This is a genomic window from Acinetobacter sp. ANC 4636, assembly GCF_054454555.1.
This window is the reverse complement of the sequence record NZ_JBTKVD010000006.1, coordinates 49,188-68,872: the sequence shown is the minus strand read 5'-3', so window position 1 is coordinate 68,872 and position 19,685 is coordinate 49,188. Positions and strand designations below refer to the sequence as shown.

At 44.4% G+C, this 19,685-nt stretch carries 20 protein-coding genes and 1 tRNA gene; 6 read left to right on the top strand and 15 right to left on the bottom strand.

Features of this window, described 5'->3' with window-relative positions:
• Positions 1-127: 127 nt before the first annotated feature.
• Positions 128-637, top strand: a complete 510-nt coding sequence (locus ACX1N5_RS08185; protein ID WP_458801509.1) for a hypothetical protein — start codon at positions 128-130, stop codon at positions 635-637.
• A gap of 11 nt (positions 638-648) precedes the next feature.
• Here the strand turns inward: ACX1N5_RS08185 and pap are convergent, their stop codons facing one another.
• The 9 genes from pap to ACX1N5_RS08140 all read right to left on the bottom strand — a co-directional run bounded on the left by pap (position 649) and on the right by ACX1N5_RS08140 (position 8,627).
• The gene (gene pap / locus ACX1N5_RS08180; protein WP_458801511.1) at positions 649-2,067 is read right to left on the bottom strand and encodes a polyphosphate:AMP phosphotransferase; all 1,419 of its coding nucleotides are present in this window, start codon (positions 2,065-2,067) and stop codon (positions 649-651) included.
• A gap of 170 nt (positions 2,068-2,237) precedes the next feature.
• Positions 2,238-3,026, bottom strand: a complete 789-nt coding sequence (locus ACX1N5_RS08175) for an ABC transporter ATP-binding protein (protein ID WP_131381406.1) — start codon at positions 3,024-3,026, stop codon at positions 2,238-2,240.
• Positions 3,027-3,036: 10 nt separating this feature from the next.
• Positions 3,037-3,816, bottom strand: a complete 780-nt coding sequence (gene ssuC / locus ACX1N5_RS08170; RefSeq protein ID WP_458801513.1) for an aliphatic sulfonate ABC transporter permease SsuC — start codon at positions 3,814-3,816, stop codon at positions 3,037-3,039.
• Positions 3,813-4,988, bottom strand: a complete 1,176-nt coding sequence (gene ssuD, locus ACX1N5_RS08165) for an FMNH2-dependent alkanesulfonate monooxygenase (protein WP_458801515.1) — start codon at positions 4,986-4,988, stop codon at positions 3,813-3,815. The genes ssuC and ssuD overlap by 4 nt, the downstream gene beginning before the upstream one ends.
• 46 nt (positions 4,989-5,034) lie before the next feature.
• Positions 5,035-6,027 (bottom strand): aliphatic sulfonate ABC transporter substrate-binding protein, encoded by a 993-nt coding sequence (locus tag ACX1N5_RS08160; RefSeq protein ID WP_458801517.1) that lies wholly within the window; start codon positions 6,025-6,027, stop codon positions 5,035-5,037.
• Positions 6,028-6,038: 11 nt separating this feature from the next.
• Positions 6,039-7,034: a sulfonate ABC transporter substrate-binding protein gene (locus ACX1N5_RS08155; protein ID WP_458801519.1), complete on the bottom strand. Its 996-nt coding sequence runs from the start codon at positions 7,032-7,034 to the stop codon at positions 6,039-6,041.
• A gap of 470 nt (positions 7,035-7,504) precedes the next feature.
• Positions 7,505-7,651 (bottom strand): hypothetical protein, encoded by a 147-nt coding sequence (locus ACX1N5_RS08150; protein ID WP_458801521.1) that lies wholly within the window; start codon positions 7,649-7,651, stop codon positions 7,505-7,507.
• Positions 7,608-7,745 (bottom strand): cytidine/deoxycytidylate deaminase family protein, encoded by a 138-nt coding sequence (locus ACX1N5_RS08145; protein ID WP_458801523.1) that lies wholly within the window; start codon positions 7,743-7,745, stop codon positions 7,608-7,610. Before ACX1N5_RS08145 ends, ACX1N5_RS08150 begins: the two co-directional genes overlap by 44 nt.
• 672 nt (positions 7,746-8,417) lie before the next feature.
• The gene (locus ACX1N5_RS08140; protein WP_458801595.1) at positions 8,418-8,627 is read right to left on the bottom strand and encodes a hypothetical protein; all 210 of its coding nucleotides are present in this window, start codon (positions 8,625-8,627) and stop codon (positions 8,418-8,420) included.
• 227 nt (positions 8,628-8,854) lie between these two features.
• Here ACX1N5_RS08140 and ACX1N5_RS08135 point away from each other — a divergent pair, with 227 nt between their 5' ends.
• Positions 8,855-9,319: a hypothetical protein gene (locus ACX1N5_RS08135; protein ID WP_458801525.1), complete on the top strand. Its 465-nt coding sequence runs from the start codon at positions 8,855-8,857 to the stop codon at positions 9,317-9,319.
• Positions 9,320-9,626: 307 nt separating this feature from the next.
• On the opposite strand, the gene ACX1N5_RS08130 is transcribed toward ACX1N5_RS08135, so the two are convergent.
• The 5 genes from ACX1N5_RS08130 to tpiA all read right to left on the bottom strand — a co-directional run bounded on the left by ACX1N5_RS08130 (position 9,627) and on the right by tpiA (position 14,025).
• Positions 9,627-10,964, bottom strand: coding sequence for a D-serine ammonia-lyase (locus ACX1N5_RS08130; protein WP_458801526.1), 1,338 nt, complete (start codon positions 10,962-10,964; stop codon positions 9,627-9,629).
• An 18-nt stretch (positions 10,965-10,982) separates the two neighbouring features.
• Positions 10,983-12,233, bottom strand: coding sequence for an NAD(P)/FAD-dependent oxidoreductase (locus ACX1N5_RS08125; RefSeq protein WP_458801528.1), 1,251 nt, complete (start codon positions 12,231-12,233; stop codon positions 10,983-10,985).
• Positions 12,234-12,746: 513 nt separating this feature from the next.
• Positions 12,747-12,831, bottom strand: a tRNA-Leu gene (locus tag ACX1N5_RS08120).
• Positions 12,832-12,883: 52 nt separating this feature from the next.
• Entirely contained in the window at positions 12,884-13,216 is a 333-nt protein-coding gene (secG, locus tag ACX1N5_RS08115) for a preprotein translocase subunit SecG (RefSeq protein WP_116729573.1), read from the bottom strand.
• Between the two features lie 11 nt (positions 13,217-13,227).
• Positions 13,228-14,025, bottom strand: a complete 798-nt coding sequence (gene tpiA, locus ACX1N5_RS08110) for a triose-phosphate isomerase (RefSeq protein WP_458801531.1) — start codon at positions 14,023-14,025, stop codon at positions 13,228-13,230.
• A 292-nt stretch (positions 14,026-14,317) separates the two neighbouring features.
• Between tpiA and pilB the strand changes: the two genes are divergently transcribed.
• Genes pilB through coaE form a run of 4 tightly spaced genes read left to right on the top strand, consistent with a single transcriptional unit; the run spans position 14,318 to position 18,752 of the window.
• Positions 14,318-16,024, top strand: coding sequence for a type IV-A pilus assembly ATPase PilB (gene pilB / locus ACX1N5_RS08105; protein ID WP_458801533.1), 1,707 nt, complete (start codon positions 14,318-14,320; stop codon positions 16,022-16,024).
• Positions 16,025-16,055: 31 nt separating this feature from the next.
• Positions 16,056-17,282 carry a type II secretion system F family protein gene (locus tag ACX1N5_RS08100; RefSeq protein WP_458801535.1) on the top strand — a complete coding sequence of 409 codons (1,227 nt, stop codon included), beginning with the start codon at positions 16,056-16,058 and terminating at the stop codon, positions 17,280-17,282.
• Positions 17,282-18,142, top strand: coding sequence for a prepilin peptidase (locus tag ACX1N5_RS08095; RefSeq protein ID WP_458801537.1), 861 nt, complete (start codon positions 17,282-17,284; stop codon positions 18,140-18,142). The genes ACX1N5_RS08100 and ACX1N5_RS08095 overlap by 1 nt, the downstream gene beginning before the upstream one ends.
• A 1-nt stretch (position 18,143) precedes the next feature.
• A complete protein-coding gene (coaE, locus tag ACX1N5_RS08090; protein WP_116729568.1) occupies positions 18,144-18,752 on the top strand; it encodes a dephospho-CoA kinase in 609 nt (202 codons plus the stop codon).
• On the opposite strand, the gene ACX1N5_RS08085 is transcribed toward coaE, so the two are convergent.
• Complete coding sequence (locus ACX1N5_RS08085) at positions 18,744-19,667, bottom strand: DMT family transporter (RefSeq protein WP_458801539.1); 924 nt, start codon at positions 19,665-19,667, stop codon at positions 18,744-18,746. The two genes, coaE and ACX1N5_RS08085, sit on opposite strands and share 9 nt — an antisense overlap.
• Between the last annotated feature and the right edge of the window lie 18 nt (positions 19,668-19,685).

Below are 19,685 nucleotides of genomic sequence, written 5' to 3'. Positions count from 1 at the left end.
TTTGCACAAATTGACACACAGATTGTACTATTTCTTTAACATGACTTATGTCATTTTAAAAAACAATACGTTGTGATCACAATGACTGTATTTCAAGTAAAATAGCACCTCAACAGGTAAAGACTTTATGAAAATTGATCATATTCCCGACTCGATTGCCCCCGATTTGAATCTGGAACAGGTACGCCAAAACTGCTTGGCTTTAGCGAAAAAACGCGCCTATCTGTCTGCGGGAGCTGCGGTCATTCCTGTGCCTTTTTTAGATGTGGTGGTCGATGTCGGTATTTTGTCGAAACTGATTCCTGAAATTAATGAGAAATTTGGACTCGACCCTGAACACATTAGCGTGTATGACCCGAAAACCCGTGAAATTCACTGGCAGGAACTGCGCAAACGTGGCGTGCAATTTTCAGGCTTAATGGTGGCACGCACAGGTGTCAAAAAATCATTGAACGGTTTTGTGGGTAAAATGATTACCAAACAAGTCTCCAAATTTATCCCTTTAGGCGGGCAAATTGTTGCTGCCAGTCTGGGTTATCTGGTCTTTAAAAAAATTGCTTCTGCACATGTTGAAGACTGCTACCAACTGGCAAAAGGCATTCAACTTAAACAAAAAGCCCAACCCGTTGTGAGCTAGCATCAGGCGGATTACTCCGCCTTTAACTGATTTAAAATAGCTTGCATAATGTCCAGTCGTGCCTGACGCTTACTGTCGGTAGAAATCACATGCCACGGTGCATAAGCAGTATTGGTCAGATAAAACATATCGGAGGCAGACTCCAGATAGTCATCCCATTTTGCCCGATTACGCCAGTCATCACTGGTAATTTTAAAGTGTTTGTGTGGTGTTTCTTCACGAATTTTGAAGCGCTGTTCCTGCTCACCCTTACTAATGGCTAACCAAAATTTAATCACAATGGTCTGAGTATCGACCAGATCTTTTTCAAAGCGGTTAATTTCCTCATAAGCACGTTGCCACTCAAAATCTGCTGCCAGATTTTCAATGCGTTCGACCAGCACTCGACCATACCAAGAACGGTCAAAAATGCTGATCGGGCTGGCGTTTTCGAATTTTGTCCAGAAACGCCACAAATATGGATGATGCCGTTCATAATGCTCAGGTGCAGCGATACAGTGAATGTCGTATTCACGCGGATCGAGGTTTTTTACGATTCGGCGTATTGCGCCCCCCTTACCCGCAGCGTCCATTCCTTCAAACACAATGACCACTTTGCGCTGATTGTAACGCAAGCAATCTGCGACCTTACGCGAGAGTTTTTTAAGCTGTGCCTTATAGTCTTTTTTGCTGATTTCAGGATGTGTAATTGCAGATAAATTTTGTGGAATCGGGGCTTGTGGCCATTGATTTGCAACTAGGCCCGTATGTCTAGGCAAGTCTTTGAATGCCAGCAATAAATGCTGGGAAAATTCACGGTTACGCTGATGTTTATCTTCGCAATCCAGTACAATCCAGTCCTCGCTATAGCGCTCACGTAATCGCTGGATGTTGTCATACTGTTTTTTATTGCGCCAGTCCAGACCATGCAATTTATGCCATTTCTCCTCGGAAGGATTCATATTGTCCAGGCGTTTTTGCAAAGATTTCCAAGATAAGTCGAACCAGAATTTGACGACATCGACCTGATTGTTTTTTAGATCCTGCTCGAACTTGCGCATTTGCTGGATGTAAGCATCGAACATGGTGTCATCTAAAGGCTTGGAGACATGCATGGCTGTATTGAGTAAGTCGTTGTACCAGTTACTAAACAGCACCACCACTTGCCCTTCGGCAGGAATCACCTGTGCATATGGCTGCCAAAAAGGTTGTTTGTTGTTAAAAAAATGCGGTGGCTCGGCATAGACATGTAAATAACGTGGATCGACCCATTCGCGCAGTTGCTTGACTGCCTCACCTTTACCTGCCAGTTCAATACCACTCATAATCACCAGAACGCTTTTACCGTGATCACTCCCTCGGCTATTTCGCAGTCGGTATTGGGCTTCAATGAGGTCAAAGGAAAGTTGATGGTCATGTTTTATTTTTTCTGGTTTTACACTTTGATCCATACTGAGTGACCTATGCTTATTCAATTCTTATATCTGGCATGATACTACACTCAGCTCAGGCATATACCATCCGCCCCCACCAAAAAACAAAAGGCAGGAATCCCTGCCTTGTTTCTATATTGTTTTCAACATTTTAATTATCTCGACAAGCAAGATTCGTGGTGTCAGATTTAAGTGGCTAAAACTGCCTGTAGCACCTGTTGTTCGAGTTCAGCAAAGCCAATACCTTTTTGACGCGGGCGTGGCAGATTGACTTTAAACTGCTGCGCAATATGCCCTTTATCCAGCAAAATAATACGGTCTGCCAGTTGCACTGCCTCACTGACATCGTGCGTCACCAAAATTGCGGTAAAGCCCTGCTCACGCCATAACTTTTCAATCAGATTTTGCATATCCAAACGGGTCAAGGCATCCAGTGCGCCAAGCGGTTCATCCAATAATAGAATCCGTGGGCGATGCGCCAAGGCACGTGCCAATGCTGAACGCTGGCGTTGTCCACCCGAAAGCTGACTTGGCCACAATTTGGCTTTTTCTTTTAAACCGACTTTTTCCAGTAAGGCTATCGCCTGTTCAGACTGTTGCTTGGGCAAACCGAGTTTGACATTGTCCTCAATGCTCTTCCATGGTAGCAAACGCGGGTCTTGAAACATCACCCGAATATCATCTGGCTGAATCGTGGCACTGTGTGCAGGCGCAGTAAAACCGATTTGCCCCTGACTGGCTTGCTCCAGACCTGCAACCAGACGTAACAAGGTACTTTTACCACAACCACTGCGCCCGACGATCGCTAGAAACTCACCTGCCTGAATATTCAGATCAAGGTTTTCCAGTACCGTGACACTGCCATAATATTTGTTGAGTTGCTGAATATGAATTTCAGCGCCTGTGGTCGGCGCAACTTTATACTTGGGCGAGATGACTAGCTCATCCGCGTAATCCGCAATACTTAAATCAGTCATGATGCTCTCCTCAATCGTGTTGATAACCCGCATGCCAGCGCAGTAAATAGCGTTCCAGATATTGGGCAAGAACATCTGCCAGTTTACCCAGTAAGGCGTAGAGTAAAATACCGACCAAGACCACATCGGTTTGCAAGAATTCACGCGCATTCATGGTCATATAACCAATGCCTGCCTGAGCAGAAATAGTTTCCGCGACGATTAACAATACCCAGACCAAACCGAGTGCAAAGCGTAAACCAACCAAAATCGAAGGCATCGCTCCAGGTAAAATGATGTCTTTATACAACTGCCAACGGGTCAAGCCATAGCTTTTACCCATTTCAATCAACTGCGGATCAACCGAGCGAATACCATGATAGGTGTTGATATACATTGGGAAAAATACCCCGATGGCGACCAAGAACAGTTTTGCCGATTCATCAATCCCGAACCACAAAATCACCAATGGAATGAGTGCCAGCGCAGGGATATTACGAATCATCTGTAAGGTGGTATCCAGTAAATTTGAGGCAATTCTGGAGGAACCATTGAGTAACCCGAGCAGTAAGCCCAAACCACCGCCAACCAATAAGCCGAGCAAGGCACGCCCCGCACTAATCTTGACGTGATGCCACAGTTCACCACTGATCGACAGCGACCAAAAAGCACCGAGCACCGCAGTCGGCGCAGGTAAAATCCGGCTTTCCAGCCAACCTGTCACCGACGCCACTTGCCAGAAAATCACCAATACCACGGGCACCAGCCAAGGCAACGTGCGTTGCCCCAGCCGTTTTACCACTTGGGTCATACAGCCTCCTCTGCCCGCTGACGTTTTTTGTCTTCATCAGGCACATAGTTGTTGGCAATAATTTCGCCAAATGGTCCAGTCAAATTCGGCTGTGACAGTTTTTGACGGGTTTCTAGTGGCAATAATGGGAACACCAGTTCGGCAAAACGAATCGATTCTTCCAGATGCGGATAGCCCGAGAAAATAAAGGTGCCAATGCCCAAATCGGCATATTCCTGAATACGTGCCGCAACAGTTTCAGGATCACCCACTAACGCCGTGCCTGCACCACCACGCACCAAGCCAATGCCTGCCCATAAGTTTGGTGACACTTCCAGTTGATCACGGCGACCGCCATGCAAGGCTGCCATGCGGTGCTGCCCGACTGAATCCATTTGTGCAAATTTTTTCTGTGCTGCGGCAATGGTATTGTCATCAACGTATTGAATCAGGTCGTTGGTGGCTGCCCATGCTTCTTCATTGGTTTCACGCACAATCACATGCAAACGGATACCATAGTTCAAAGTACGCCCTTTAGCTTCGGCTTTGGCACGCACTGCTTCGATTTTTTCTTTCACCGCAGCAGGTGGCTCGCCCCAAGTCAGGTAGGTATCAACCTGTTCTGTCGCCAAATCAATCGCCACATCAGAAGAACCGCCAAACCACAGTGGTGGATGAGGGTGTTGCACAGGTGGATAAAGCAGTTTCGCATCATCGACATTTAAGTGTTTGCCGTGGAAGCTAAATGATTCGCCTGTGTGTGAACGGGTTAAAATTTCACGCCAGATTTTCACGTACTCATTGGCAGTTTCATAGCGGGTGGTATGATCTTCATACAAGCCATCACCTTTGAGTTCTTGTTCATCGCCACCCGTCACCAAGTTCAGTAACACACGGCCATTGGACAAACGGTCAAAAGTTGCTGCCATACGTGCAGTCAACGCTGGCGTAGTCACCCCAGGGCGTAACGCCACCAGAAATTTCAGATTTTTAGTGGCATCAATCAAACTGGCTGCCGTGATCCACGGATCTTCACATGAACGTCCTGTCGGAATGAGCACCCCTTCATAGCCCAAATTATCCACGGCAACCGCAATCTGCTTCATGTAAGCGTGGTCAACCTGACGTGCACCTTTGCTGGTACCTAAATAACGGCTGTCACCATGAGTGGGAATAAACCAGAAAATTTTCATTGTGTTGTTCCTTTAAATGTCTAAGTCTTTAAAACTCAGAGCGCGGTTAGTGCTGCGCCCAGATAATTTGGTTGATCTCGATGGAATTTGGGATCAACTTCTCTTGATAAAAACGATTTGCAATCTCTTGCTGTGCCTTGACCACCTCAGGAGTAATCGCCTGTGTTAGTGACGGCTTATAGCGCTTGTCGAGTACACGCTGGGCGATGTTGGCATTTAAACCTGTCGCCTGTTGATACAACTGCAATGACTCTTTTGGATGATCGACAATCCACTGTGCAGCATGATTCAGTGCGGTTAAGAACTGTGTGGTTTCCTGTGAATGGGCTTTGACAAAGTCAGGGTTACCAATCACAAAGTTATAGGTGGTTTCAAAGGCTGTGCCATCAATAATCGGGCGGGCATGTCCTTCCACTTCAGCCGCACTGCGGAACGGTTCCCAGATTGCCCATGCATCCACTGATTTTTTATCCAGTGCCGCACGCGCATCGGCAGGTGCTAACCAGATCGGTTGAATGTCATTCCAGGTCAGATTGGCTTTTTTCAACACACGCCCGAGCAAGTCATGTGCACTTGAGCCTTTTTGTACCGCGATGCGTTTGCCTTTGAGGTCGGCAATCGTCTTGATTGGGCTGTCATTCGGCACAAGAACTGCTTGCCATTTCGGATGCACATTTTCATAACCGACATATACAATGCCTTTATTGGCAGCTTGGGCAAAAATCGGGGGCGTATTGCCAACCGAACCTAGATCAACTGCACCAACTGCCAAAGCTTCTAGCATTTGTGGCCCTGCGGGGAACTCTTTCCATTCGACCTTGGTTTTCGAAAACTCTTTTTCCAGCAAGTGCTGCTGTTTCAACACAATTGAATTTAAAGATGATTTTTGAAATCCAATACTCAGTATTTTTAGCTCAGCCGCATGGCTTGCAGCAGGTGCAGATGCCTGTGCAGGGGCAGTTTCAGACTTCTGGCACGCTGCAAGCAGTACCGTGACACTGGTCAAGGCTACAAGGCTGGTGCTTCGTAAATAGCTCATGTCTGTCCCCGTTATTTATTGGGTGCGCTTAAAATCGCATCTTGAATATGAATCTGATTTGGAATCAGTTTTTGTTGATAAAAGGCATCGGCAACTTGCTGCTGTTCTGCAATCACTTGGCTGGAAATAGGCGTCACACCAAAACCCATGCGCGAAATTGAAGTTTTCAGCACGCTATAATCTAGCCCTGTTGGTTTTTCTAATAATTTTGCAGCTTCATCCTGATGGGTCTTGACCCATTCAGTGGTCTGATTCAGCTCTTTGACTACCGTGTTAAACACTTGCGGGTTGTTTTGTGCAAACTTGCGATCGGCTAAATAGAACTGGTGATTGCTGACCAAGTTCTGCCCTGTCGACAACACACGTGCGCCCAGTTGCTGCTGTGCTGCGGCAAAGAACGGATCCCAAATCACCCATGCATCGACTGCGCCTTTTTCAAACGCGGCACGGGCATCGGCAGGTGGCAGGTACACCACTTGGATGTCTTTTAAAGTGAGATAGTTCGCTTCCAAAACTTTCAGCAACAAATAATGCACATTCGAACCTTTGTTCAAAGCAACACGTTTGCCTTTTAGCTCCTGAATCGAATGAATATTGGAGGTTTTCGGCACAATCAGTGCTTCTGCCTGAGGTGCAGCAGGCTGGTTTGCCACATAAACCAAGTTGGCATTCGCTGCTTGAGCAAAAATTGGTGGCGCCTCACCTGCCTCACCAATCACCACGCTGCCAACATTCAGACCTTCAAGCAGTTGGGGACCCGCAGGAAACTCCACCCATTTCACCTGAACCCCTTGTGCCTGCAAAGTTTTTTCTAGGTCACCACGTGCTTTGACAATCGGCAAAAGACCATACTTTTGAAAGCCAATACTTAGAGTTTTCAATTCGGTTTTTGGCTGCGATGCTGCCTGTGCATTGCCTTGTTGCTGCTCGGCAGGTTTGCTGCATGCACTCAGTGCCAAACTCAAACCTGCACAACCAATCACTGACCACTGTTGAATACGATTCATCTTTCTACATCCTAAATTCTGTGAGTTCATTCAAAAATATGTTTTAAAATTCAGTTACATTCGAGCAGACTGACAACACATGTTTGGCATAACCGTGAAGGATTGAAGATAAATAGATGACACCACGAAGGTGCGAAGTGGTATACAGCGATTCATGGCTTTCTGCGCTCTTTCGACAAAAATGATCTGGAAGCCCATACCTTAAAGCTTTGTCTTTTTTAGCAAAATAAAGAAAAAATTGGATAATTATGAAATTTTCTGCATAAAAGATTTTCTGCAAAGTTTTACAGGTTTACTGCTAAAACCACTTTCGGCTTAATTCAAAAAGTAGAAGAAAAATTTATTGTTATACATATATTTAGATATCTTTAAAACCGATAAAGCCTTTCTGAGTGTATGACCAAAATGCATCAAAGCCTCCATCCTTGTGGATTTTTTACATATGCATAGCAGAATTGCAGATATAGCCTTTAACGGCTTTTCCAAAAACCCAATTGTAAATCAGCAGTTTCCTGCTCCAGTTCCGCAACAGGGCCAATCAGCTCAATGTCCTTTTGCCCATGCGCAAACACATCAGCCGAAGATACGTTCGTGGTCGGGCACAACCAGTACCGCACCAAAGGGATGATGATCTAAAGATATGGCGCGTTTACCCACGTCATTGGATAAACACAGAAAACGTGAAATTTGTTCAGGATTGGATGCAGACATTGGCTTTCCTTGAGCTAAGCACGTGATAGCTCAGAGTGATGCGATCATCTTAAAATTTTGTATGTGCGTAGGTTTCGGATATAAAAATAGAAACTCACGGTATGAAAAATTTGAATGTTATTCGGAATGAATTTAAATGACAGGCGGCATGGATGCCGCCATGTTGTACTGCGTTATAGGGACATAACGTCAGTACAACAAAGGATTTTTGTTACTTTTCATCCCTGAAAAGTAAAACCATTCGCATCAATATCCAAGTTCTATTCCCTTTATTCGATCATCAACTCAAACTAAAGCAAAAACGTCTTGCCCAACGACGCAGGCAAATTCATCTTTAATAACTTTTTATCCCGAGAAATCAGCACCAACACCAAAATGGTCAGTGCCAAACCACAAGCGGACTGATTGGTACTCAGTGACAAACTAAAAAACAAAAATCAGTGCCATGAGCATACCTCCGCCTGCCCCGCCCCAAAGCGCGCCAAACACACTCAGATCGAACTGCACTGACAAGACAATGGGTAATTGCGCCGACCAGCATCATGCCCTACGCAGAGGTTAATTTCCCTTGTCCGCTCGGCTACCCGTTTGCCTAAACCTGCAAAATCAAAGGGGTAGCAACAACAACGATGCGGTTAAAATTGCGGTAACTAACATATCCGTATTCTTCTTTTAGTCTTGCATTGCCAATGCAGCTGCTTTGGTTTTCTTTTCAATAAAGGCATTGGTTGCCAGTAAAAACATCAGCAATAAGCCCTGAAATACTCCTGCAATCGCTACGGGAAGCTGTAACTGCATTTGTACCATTTCCCCGCCCAAGCAGACCGAGCCAGTCATTATGACCATTGTCGCAAATATTTTTAACTTCGATGAAATTGGCATTCTTGTATTCTCCCCGATTGTTATTTATTGCAAGCTGAACCATTCACGGCATTTGTCACAGTATTCAAGCAATATCCATTCCATGTTGACTGAGCATCGGCATAAATCTGCTTTTTTACAGTCAGATCGCTGCAAAATTAGCGCTTTTCCAGAAAAAATTGCTAGAATGAAATGAGGAATTTCCTACGATTAGAAAGCGATATTTTTGTTATTTTTTGGGGTTTTAAATGGATCATACAAACACACTTAATCCAGCCATCGTACAGCAAGCCAAGCAACTGGCACTCGAGCTGTATGAACAGCAGCTTGCCAACACACCTGAGCAATTTGCACCTGTTAGCGATTATCAACAACACTGTGTCCTTGCCCTGAACATGAAAGATGCAATGGAGCTTTATAATGAAAATAAAGTGTCCAAATTAGGGCTACCACCACTGACTTATGCCGAAACATTATTTGATGTCTTTGTTCATGACAGCCTAGACCCTGCGTTGCTCAATGATGCCAGCGCATTGGCACAGCATTTTATGGAAACCCTTTCTGATACGGTATTTTTCCAGCTTAAATCTGATACTTTAAACAATATCGATCAGGTGATTGCCGAAGTGAAAACTTTCTCATACTGGTCACCTGTCTGGGTACTGCTAGCAGAACAATGGCATGACACGTTTAATCACAAACTTTCTGCCTAACCACAAAAAAGCTCTTATCCCGTGTAGATAAGAGCTTTCAGTTTGAAAATGTGAGCAGCTTTAAAGTGTAGGTTTAAGATCATTGCCCCTTTTGCACGTGCAGCAGACCATTTCTAAAAAATAACAAAAAAGTTCCCAAAATTTAGAGTTGATTAGACACTCGCCATAAACCCTTTTGCTTTTTCTTGAAATTTTGATCAGAGAAAAAACAGCATGTGATCCACGATAAAAGCATTCTATTGCTTAAACCCAAATTTAGAATGATCACCCCATTATCAAACACTTCTGCATGCGACTACACATAGCATTAAGTAGCCGCCAGACCTTGTGCCAAATATTTCTGCATCTCAGTTTCAGGCACCATGCCACCGCCTGTTGCCCAGACTAGATGCGTCGCCTGCCGCAATTGCGGTTCTGAGAAATGTTGCGCATTCAGATAATCTGATGCCTGCGAGATCAATACCGCACCGTACATACTTGCCAAAGCCGAAGGTTCAAGCTGAATATTTTCAGCATCACTGAGCCAGCGCAGCATGTCATATAAACGCTGATCATTCAGAGTGTAATAACCATCTATCAGGCGCTGCATGGCACGACCCACAAACCCCGAAGCACGACCAACCGCCAGACCATCTGCGGCAGTTAAATTATCAATGCCCAAATCCTGTACCGAAATCGCATCGTGTAATCCTGTATGCACGCCAAGCAACATGCACGGCGAATGCGTCGGTTCAGCAAAAAAACAGTGCACATGATCACCAAATGCCAGTTTCAAACCAAATGCCACACCGCCAGGCCCACCACCCACGCCGCAAGGCAAATATACAAATAGTGGATGTTCAGCATCCACCACCAGATTTTTTTGCTGGAACTGCTGCTTTAAACGCTCGCCTGCCACGGCATAGCCCAAGAACAGCGTGCGTGAATTTTCATCATCAATAAAAAAACACTGCGGATCTTGAGCGGCTAAAGCACGTCCCTGTTCAACTGCGACACCATAATCCTGTTCGTATTCAACTACCGTCACGCCGTTGGCACGTAGCTTGTCCTTTTTCCATTGACGGGCATCTGCCGACATGTGCACCGTGACCCGAAAGCCCATTTTGGCACTCATGATGCCAATTGACATTCCCAAGTTACCTGTTGAACCCACCGCAATCGCATACTGGCTAAAGAACTGTTTAAACTCAGACGAATACAACTTGCGATAATCATCTTCAAGATTCAGTAAACCGGCTTCGACTGCCAGTTTTTCGGCATGAGCCAGCACTTCATAAATCCCGCCACGCGCCTTGATCGAACCTGAAATCGGCAAATGGCTGTCCAGTTTTAACCAAAGCTGCCCAAAAATTTCTTGCTGATATTGCTGTTGCAAGCAATGTTGCATTGCAGGAATTGCTACACAGTCCGACTCGATTTTACCTTCAGTCGCTTCAAGTTCTGGAAAAGCCAACATTAAATATGGTGCAAAACGCTGCAAGCGCGCATGTGCCTGTGCCACATCTTCTGCGGTCAAACCGACATCCGCCAGCGCCACATCCAACGTGGTACTGGCTGGGTTAAACCATACTGTTTCCTGTAAATCCTGTAGCTGTTGCAGCAACGGAAATTTAGCAACAAGTTGATCGATTTGAATAGGTTGCATAACAGATTTCGCTCTTGATTAAACTGCAATTCGGTTCGGTGAAAAAATATTTGGGTCAGAAATTAACTGGACTTTCCCTGTCATTATTTCTGCCAATAAACGCCCGCTGGCTGCGCCCAAAGTAAAACCCTGATGCCCATGCCCAAAGTTAAACCACAGCCCTTTATGGCGCGGTGCAGCACCAATATACGGTTTCATATCGACACTGCAAGGACGGCGACCCAGCCATGCAGGTGTTGGCAAAGCTTCCCCCAAGTCCAGCCAGTCACGGGCACGTTGCTGAGTCTTCTCCAGTTGCACAGGCGTTGCAGGCGCAGAAAAATGCGCAAACTCGGCGCCTGTAGTCAGACGAGTGCCTTTTTTCATCGGTGCAAGTACATAACCATATTCAGCATCGAGCATTGGGCGGCTCAACTGACTGCCTTGAGTATAATGTTGATGATAACCACGCTTTACAAATAACGGATTGTGATAGCCCAGTTCAGTTATAAATTTCGATGACCATGGGCCAAGCGCCAGCACCACATTCGGTGCAGTTAAAGCCTGCCCATCAGTCTGGACTTGCCATCCATGATCTTGCTGTTGTAATTGCTGAATCTGAGCCTGTACGATCACACCGCCAAGCTGCTCAAATAATCGAGCATAGCGCTGTACCAGTTCACCGGGTTCAATCACACTCCACAGCTGCGTCCAGTGAATCCCGCCAATTAAAGGATGATCGGCTTTCAGATTCGGTTCAAGCTGGTTGATTTGACCAGTATTTAAAATCTGACTCGGCACGCCATAACGCTGCTGACGGCGCTCGGCATCCTGAATGCCCTCTTGCAATGCCGCTTCACTACGGTAAAGCTGAATCCAGCCATTTTTTAAAATCAGATCTTCAGCCTGTGCCTGAGCAATCAACTGCTGATGCTCCGACAGTGCCACCCGAATCAGCACCGCATAATCCTGCGAGATGGCCTGATGAATTTTCGGACTGGAATTACGCCAGTATTGCAACAGCGGTGCAGCATATTCTGGTAAGGCATTCACATGATAATTCACCGCACTATCCTGTTTTAGCGCGACTTTAAATAAACTTACCCATTCACGCGGAAAGGCATACGGTTCAACCGCTTCTGTTTGAATAATCCCGGCATTGCCATAGGAAGTTTCTGTGCCCGGTGCGGACTGGTCAACCACCGTGACAGTATAACCTTGCTGTTGCAAATGAATAGCAGTGCAAATTCCGACCATACCTGCACCTAGCACCAAAACTTCTTTCGACATTTCTTATCCTTTTATTTTGGCAATCACAATAATTTCAATTTTTGCATCAATCACCCAATCTGCTATCACTGTGATTCTGGCAAGATCAAACTGGGCAAAAAACTGCTCTGGACTTGGTCAAATGTTGCAAAATTGGGTTTATCAATCAGGTGCTCGGTGATACTGATCCGATCATTTAAACTGATAGGCTATTGTGACAGCTTGCCATAAACCCTTGCCAAGTCGATAAGTTAAATTCTAGGTCAATTATGATTTTGATCAAGGCATTCATTGAACGGCAAATGCTTAGCACATCACTGATGATGCAGTTTTTGATTCATTTCAAAATTTAGCAAAAATTAATGCAGAGCTTATAGAAGAAAAAAACAGTTCTTTACCTAAAAAACAATTAATTTCATAAATTTAGTCAAAATTATTATGAGTCTTTATTTTTCTATAGACAACAAAAAAGGCTGAGTCTTATTCAGACTGAGCCTTTTTGTTTGGTAACAACATTTTATTTATCTAAAATGTTGGTGCGGAAGGGGGGACTTGAACCCCCACGCCCGAAAGCACTACCACCTCAAGGTAGCGTGTCTACCAATTCCACCACCACCGCATGTGCGTGCATTCTATTCGCTTCATTCAAAAAAGAAAAGTCTTTCTTGGCATTAATTTGCAGTTTTCTGCGTATTTGATGAAGTTTCAGTCGAATTTTTTACAGGCGTTGTTACAGGTGCTGCGGGTGTTCCCAAGCTATATGCTTCTGCTGTTTGCTTCTTGGCAAGTACAGCTAAAGTAATACTGGTCACAAAAAATAGCGCCGTTAAAATTGCAGTTAAACGGGTCAAAAAGTTACCTGAACCTGAAGCACCAAACACAGTAGCAGCACCGCCACCACCAAAAGAGGCTCCTGCTTCTGCGCCTTTACCTTGCTGTACCAAGATCAGGACAATCATCATGACAGCCAGTAAAATATGCACAACCAGTATAAATGTATGCATGTTGAATCTCCTTAGGATTGGTTTGCCGCAAATGCTTGAGCAATTTGATAAAAAGACTCTGCATTTAATGAAGCGCCACCCACCAAAGCACCATTAATATCAGGGCATGCTGCAAGCTCCTGAGCATTTTCAGGTTTCACGCTACCACCATACAAAATGGCGACCTGCTGACCTGCTGGACTTAACTGCGCCAGACCTGCACGGATTTTTTCATGCATGGCTTGCGCATCTTGTGCAGAAGCGGTTTTACCTGTCCCAATTGCCCAAATCGGCTCATAAGCAATAATCATCTGGTTTTGCCAATGCTGCTCAGAAATCACAGTGGCCACATCACAGATTTGTTGTAATACCACTTGCTCAGCTACACCTTGCTCACGCTGTTCAAGGGTTTCACCCACACAGTAAATCACGGTGAGACCTTCTGCCAAAGCTTGTGTGATTTTTGCTTTCAGCACATCGGGCGTGTCACCTAACAACTCGCGGCGTTCTGAATGCCCGATCAGGACATAACCGATTTGACTATCGGCAAGTAAAGTCGCGCTGATCTCACCTGTAAATGCACCTGTTCCAGCAAAACGTGAAACGTCTTGGGCAACAGTATGCACAGTCCGTGGCGCGTTGTCTAATTGCACCTGTACTCGATTTAAGGCAATTGCAGTGGGTGCAACGGCTAAATGGCATTGTTGTTCTAAAATTGGAGATTGCTGTAAATGTTGCTTAAATTGTTCAATCCATTGTTGGGAACTCGCCCAAGCAGGGTTCATTTTCCAGTTACCAATCACCCAAGGCACAATTGTCGAACCCGACATACAAGAAAACCCTTTCACCAAAATGGGCTTATTTTACACAGTTTTTCTCAAATTGACGCTTTTTTTGCTTTTTTATACAATTTAATCTCACAAAGCTATTTTTTCTGTCAAAATAAACAACGCTGTATGCTCAGTAAGTTCTATATTTTTTATAATTAGGTTAAATACTCGTAATTCAGTGTTGTAACATACTGTTAGCTTGCATTCGTGCATGGCGCTTTGTGAAAGCAACCGTATAATTTTTTCAATATCGAGTATTCGCAAACGATCAAATCATAAGGCAAATACATTTATGGCAGACATCTCTATTACGCCACGTTTATCAGGCTTTGCCCGTCGTTTAGTTGCAGATGGTCATATTTCTGAAGATAAAATGCTACAGGCTGTTGAGGGGGCAAAAAAAGCTCGGCAAAACCTTGTACCTTATTTGATTGATCATTTGCATCTTGCTTCGTTAACCATTGCAGAAGCGATTGCAATCGAATTTAATGAGCCATTGTTTGATCTTTCTAGTTATGATCCTATACAGCTACCTCGTGATTTGGTTGAAGATAAACATATCTTAAAGCACCGAATTGTGCCGCTCATGCGACGCGGCAATAACATCTATTTGGCAATCAGTAACCCGACTGATTTAGAAGCCATTGATGCTGTTCGCTTTAACAGTAAGCTCAACCCTGAAATGGTGATTGTTGAGCATGATAAATTAGAAAAATTTATTGATAAGTATTTCACCGAAGAAGATAACTTTAACTTCGGTGACGAAGAGCTAGATATTTCATTGGATGAATCTTCACCTACAGAACCTTCTGAGGATGATTCTAAAGAAGATGAAGCACCAATTGTCAAATACATTAACAAGCTTCTTGTCGATGCGATTCGTATGGGTGCATCAGATTTGCACTTTGAACCTTACGAAAAATCTTATCGAGTCCGTTACCGTGTCGATGGTGTGTTACGCCAGATCGCCAACCCACCACTACAATTGGCAAACCGTCTTGCCTCTCGTTTAAAAGTCATGTCACAAATGGACATTTCAGAAAAACGGATTCCTCAAGATGGTCGTATTAAACTCAAACTATCAAAAACCAAAGCCATTGATTTTCGTGTCAACTCTTTGCCGACCTTATTTGGTGAAAAAATTGTATTGCGTATTCTTGATCCATCAAGCGCAATGCTGGGGATTGATGCCCTCGGTTATGAAGAAGAGCAAAAAGAGCTGTTTTTAGAAGCACTGCACCGACCTCAGGGGATGGTGCTGATTACAGGCCCGACAGGTTCTGGTAAAACCGTATCACTTTATACGGGTATAAATATTCTCAACACAGAAAATTCCAATATTTCGACTGCCGAAGACCCTGTCGAAATTAACCTTGAAGGGATTAATCAGGTCAACGTCAACCAGAAAGTTGGCTTAAGCTTCGCGGCAGCCTTACGTTCCTTCTTGCGTCAGGATCCTGACATTATTATGGTCGGGGAGATTCGTGACCTTGAAACTGCCGAAATTGCGATTAAGGCAGCACAAACAGGTCACATGGTGCTTTCAACCTTACATACCAATAGTGCGCCAGAAACCCTGACTCGTTTACGTAACATGGGTGTGCCATCATTTAATATTGCAACCTCTGTCAATCTAGTGATTGCGCAACGTTTAGCACGTCGTTTATGTTCTAAATGTAAAATCCCTGCTGATATTCCACAAAACAGTTTGTATGAAATGGGATTTACTCAGGCAGATTTAGAGGATCCAGAATTTAAACTTTATCAACCTGTGGGTTGTCCTGAATGTCGAGAAGGCTACAAAGGTCGTGTGGGGATTTATGAGGTGATGAAAATCACACCTGAAATTTCCAAATTGATTATGGAAGATGGTAATGCTTTACAAATTGCCGAAACAGCGAAAAAACTGGGATTTCCTGACCTTCGGCGCTCAGGTTTAAAGAAAGTAATGCAAGGGGTGACTTCTTTACAAGAAGTCAATCGTGTCACTAGTGAATAATGCATAGCGAAATTAAAAAAAGGATAATACTATGGCGGTAAAAAAAGCTCAGGCGATGCCAATATTTGCCTATGCGGGGGTTGACCGCAAAGGTATTAAAGTTAAAGGGGAACTTACTGCTCGCAACATGGCTTTGGCCAAGATTACTTTGCGAAAACAAGGTGTAGATGTTAAGTCTATCCATGAGAAGCGAAAAAATCTGCTTGAAAATATTTTTAAAAAGAAAGTGTCTACACTCGATATCACCATTTTCACTCGTCAGCTTGCAACCATGATGAAAGCAGGTGTCCCGCTGGTTCAAAGCTTTGAGATCGTCGCAGAAGGATTGGATAATCCTGCCATGCGTGAAGTAGTTTTAGGGATTAAAGGTGAAGTAGAAGGCGGTAACACATTTACAGGTGCGCTGCGAAAATATCCACAGTATTTCGATCGGCTATTCTGTTCTCTCGTGGAATCAGGCGAACAATCTGGTGCGCTTGAAACTATGCTGGAACGTGTCGCAACCTATAAAGAAAAAAGTGAGCTTTTAAAACAAAAAATTAAAAAAGCCATGAAGTACCCAATGACCGTAATCGTGGTGGCAATCATCGTCACCATTATTTTGATGGTCAAAGTCGTTCCGGTTTTCCAAGACCTATTTACCTCATTTGGTGCGCAGTTACCCGCCTTTACTCAAATGGTCGTGAACATGTCAAAATGGATGCAGGAATACTGGTTCATCCTGATTATTGGGATTGGCGTGACGGTATATGGCTTTCTGGAGGCGAAAAAACGCAGTCAAAAATTCAGGGATAATCTCGACAAACTCTCTTTAAAACTCCCTATTTTTGGAGATTTGGTCTATAAAGCGATTATTGCTCGTTATAGCCGTACGCTTGCAACCACTTTTGCGGCAGGTGTCCCACTGATTGATGCTTTAGAATCTACGGCTGGTGCAACAAACAACGTTGTGTATGAAACAGCCGTAATGAAGATTCGGGACGATGTCGCAACTGGACAACAATTACAATTTGCGATGCGCGCTGCCAATATCTTCCCTTCTATGGCCATCCAGATGGTGGCGATTGGTGAAGAATCAGGTTCTCTAGATGCCATGCTCGACAAGGTTGCCAGTTACTATGAAAATGAAGTCGACAATGCTGTGGATGGTTTAACCGCAATGATGGAACCCTTAATTATGGCGATTCTAGGGGTTCTTGTGGGTGGTCTGGTGATTGCCATGTACCTTCCAATCTTCCAGATGGGTTCTGTGGTCTAATGCTAGAACTCATCAATTATTTTGTACAGAATTCCATAGCTCTCTATCTCGCTATCGGTTTAATCAGCTTATGCGTGGGTAGTTTTTTAAATGTCGTCATTTTTCGCACACCCAAAATGATGGAACAGGAGTGGAAGCAGGAGTGCCAACTGCTGCTCCACCCTGAACAGCCCATCATTGAACATGCAAAACTGACTTTAAGCAGCCCACCTTCAACTTGCCCGAATTGTCACACAGCCATTCGCTGGTATCAGAATATTCCTGTCGTGAGTTGGTTAGCATTGCGTGGGCGCTGTGGCAATTGCCAGCATCCCATCAGCAAACGTTATCCATTCGTTGAACTGCTCACCTGCATCTGTTCTTTGATTGTCGTTACCGTGTTCGGTGCAACATGGCAAATGCTGTGTGGTGTGGTACTGACTTGGGTACTGATTGCCCTCACCTTTATTGACTTTGATACTCAACTGTTACCTGACCGCTTTACCTTGACCTTAGCAGGCGCAGGGTTAGCCATTAACAGCTTTGGCATTTATACATCACCAACCCTGTCGATTTGGGGAGCTGTGATTGGTTTCTTATGCTTATGGATTGTCTATATCCTGTTTAAGTTGATTACAGGCAAAGAAGGCATGGGCTACGGAGACTTCAAGCTTCTTGCTGCACTTGGTGCATGGATGGGCCCCATGATGCTGCCGTTGATTATTTTATTGTCGTCTATGGTGGGTGCTGTCATTGGGATCATTTTGCTGAAGATACGTAAAGAAAATCAACCTTTCGCCTTTGGCCCCTATATCGCGATTGCTGGCTGGATTGCTTTTTTATGGGGTAACGACATTATGAAAATCTACTTGGGTCAATAAGATGTATGTGATTGGTCTCACAGGCGGTATCGGTAGTGGCAAAACAGTTGCCAGCGACTGGTTTACTCAACAAGGGATTCAAGTGGTTGATGCCGATGTGGTTGCACGTGAGGTGGTACAGGTTGGACAGCCTGCACTGCTACACATCCAACAGCAATTCGGTGACTGGGTCATTCTAGAAAATGGTGAACTGAATCGGCGTGCACTACGCGAATATATTTTTCAACATCCTGAAGCCAAAAAAACGCTAGAAAATATTACTCACCCTATCATTCGGCAAAGCATCATTCAGCAGCTACAAACTGCGGTAAGTCCTTATGTAATTTTAGTATCACCCTTATTATTTGAAACAGGACAAACCCACCTGACACAGCGTAATCTACTGATTGATACACCAGAACATTTACAATTACACCGAGCGACTCAGCGCGATCAAATTTCGCATCAGCATATTCAAACCATTATGTCACATCAAATGCCACGTGAAGAAAAACAACAACGTGCCGATGATATTGTGATCAATGATGGAGAGCTTGCACATTTATATGCACAACTCGAACCCTTGCATCAACAATATTTAAACTATGCCAAAAAAACAGCCTCAATGTGAGGCTGTTTTTTTCTGTGCATTCAATTGCTGTTGCAATGGGTCTTTACGGTTAAACCAGCGCCAAGGCTGTAACGCACCCACGCCCATACCAACCAACCCAAAAATCATTGCAGTATTTAAGGGTTCACCCAAAAGTGGCACGGCGACAATCGCCGCAATAAACGGCGCAAGCGTCACGATACTCCCCGTTTTAAATGCGCCTAAACGCTCAATGGCTGCAACATAGCTCAGGGTTGCAACGATTACAACCAAAATGCCATGAAAGAAGCCCTGAATCGCTAAATGCATTAGACTGGCTTCCTGAAAATGCTTTGGCAAAAACAGGATATAAATTGGCAAATAAATCAGTGCCGACCAAATTGCCACACCACTCATGGATTGCCAAGCGGATAATTTCCAGTGTTTCAGCAATACGGTAAAAATACCCCACCAAATAGCAGACAGGAAAAATAAGCCATCACCAATATTCAGGGCAACATGCGTCTGCTCATACATCATGACACTCATGACTGAAATTGCACCCAGCATAATGATCAGGCTGATCCAGGTGTGTTTATCAAAAGGTTGCTTAAACAATAGATAAGCAGCAACTGCGGTACATAATGGAATACAGCCATTGAGGAAAATTGCAGCATGAGCTGCAGGCACATAATGAAACGCCGAATACGACGTCAGACAGTATGCAACCCCACCGAGTAACCCTAAGATAAATGGCTCTTTTTTCCACAAAAATGCAGTTTCACGACGCCAGATTAAAATCGGCATTAAAACCGTAAAACCGATGGTAAACCTTAGCGCACAAATATCCCATGCACTGATATGCCACCCTGCATTGAGTCGGGAAAAGATCGTGAAGCCACCCCAAATCAACATGGTAATGGCAACAAATAAATACCCTTGGGTACGTGAAGTCATTATCGGCTCAAAGTTGGC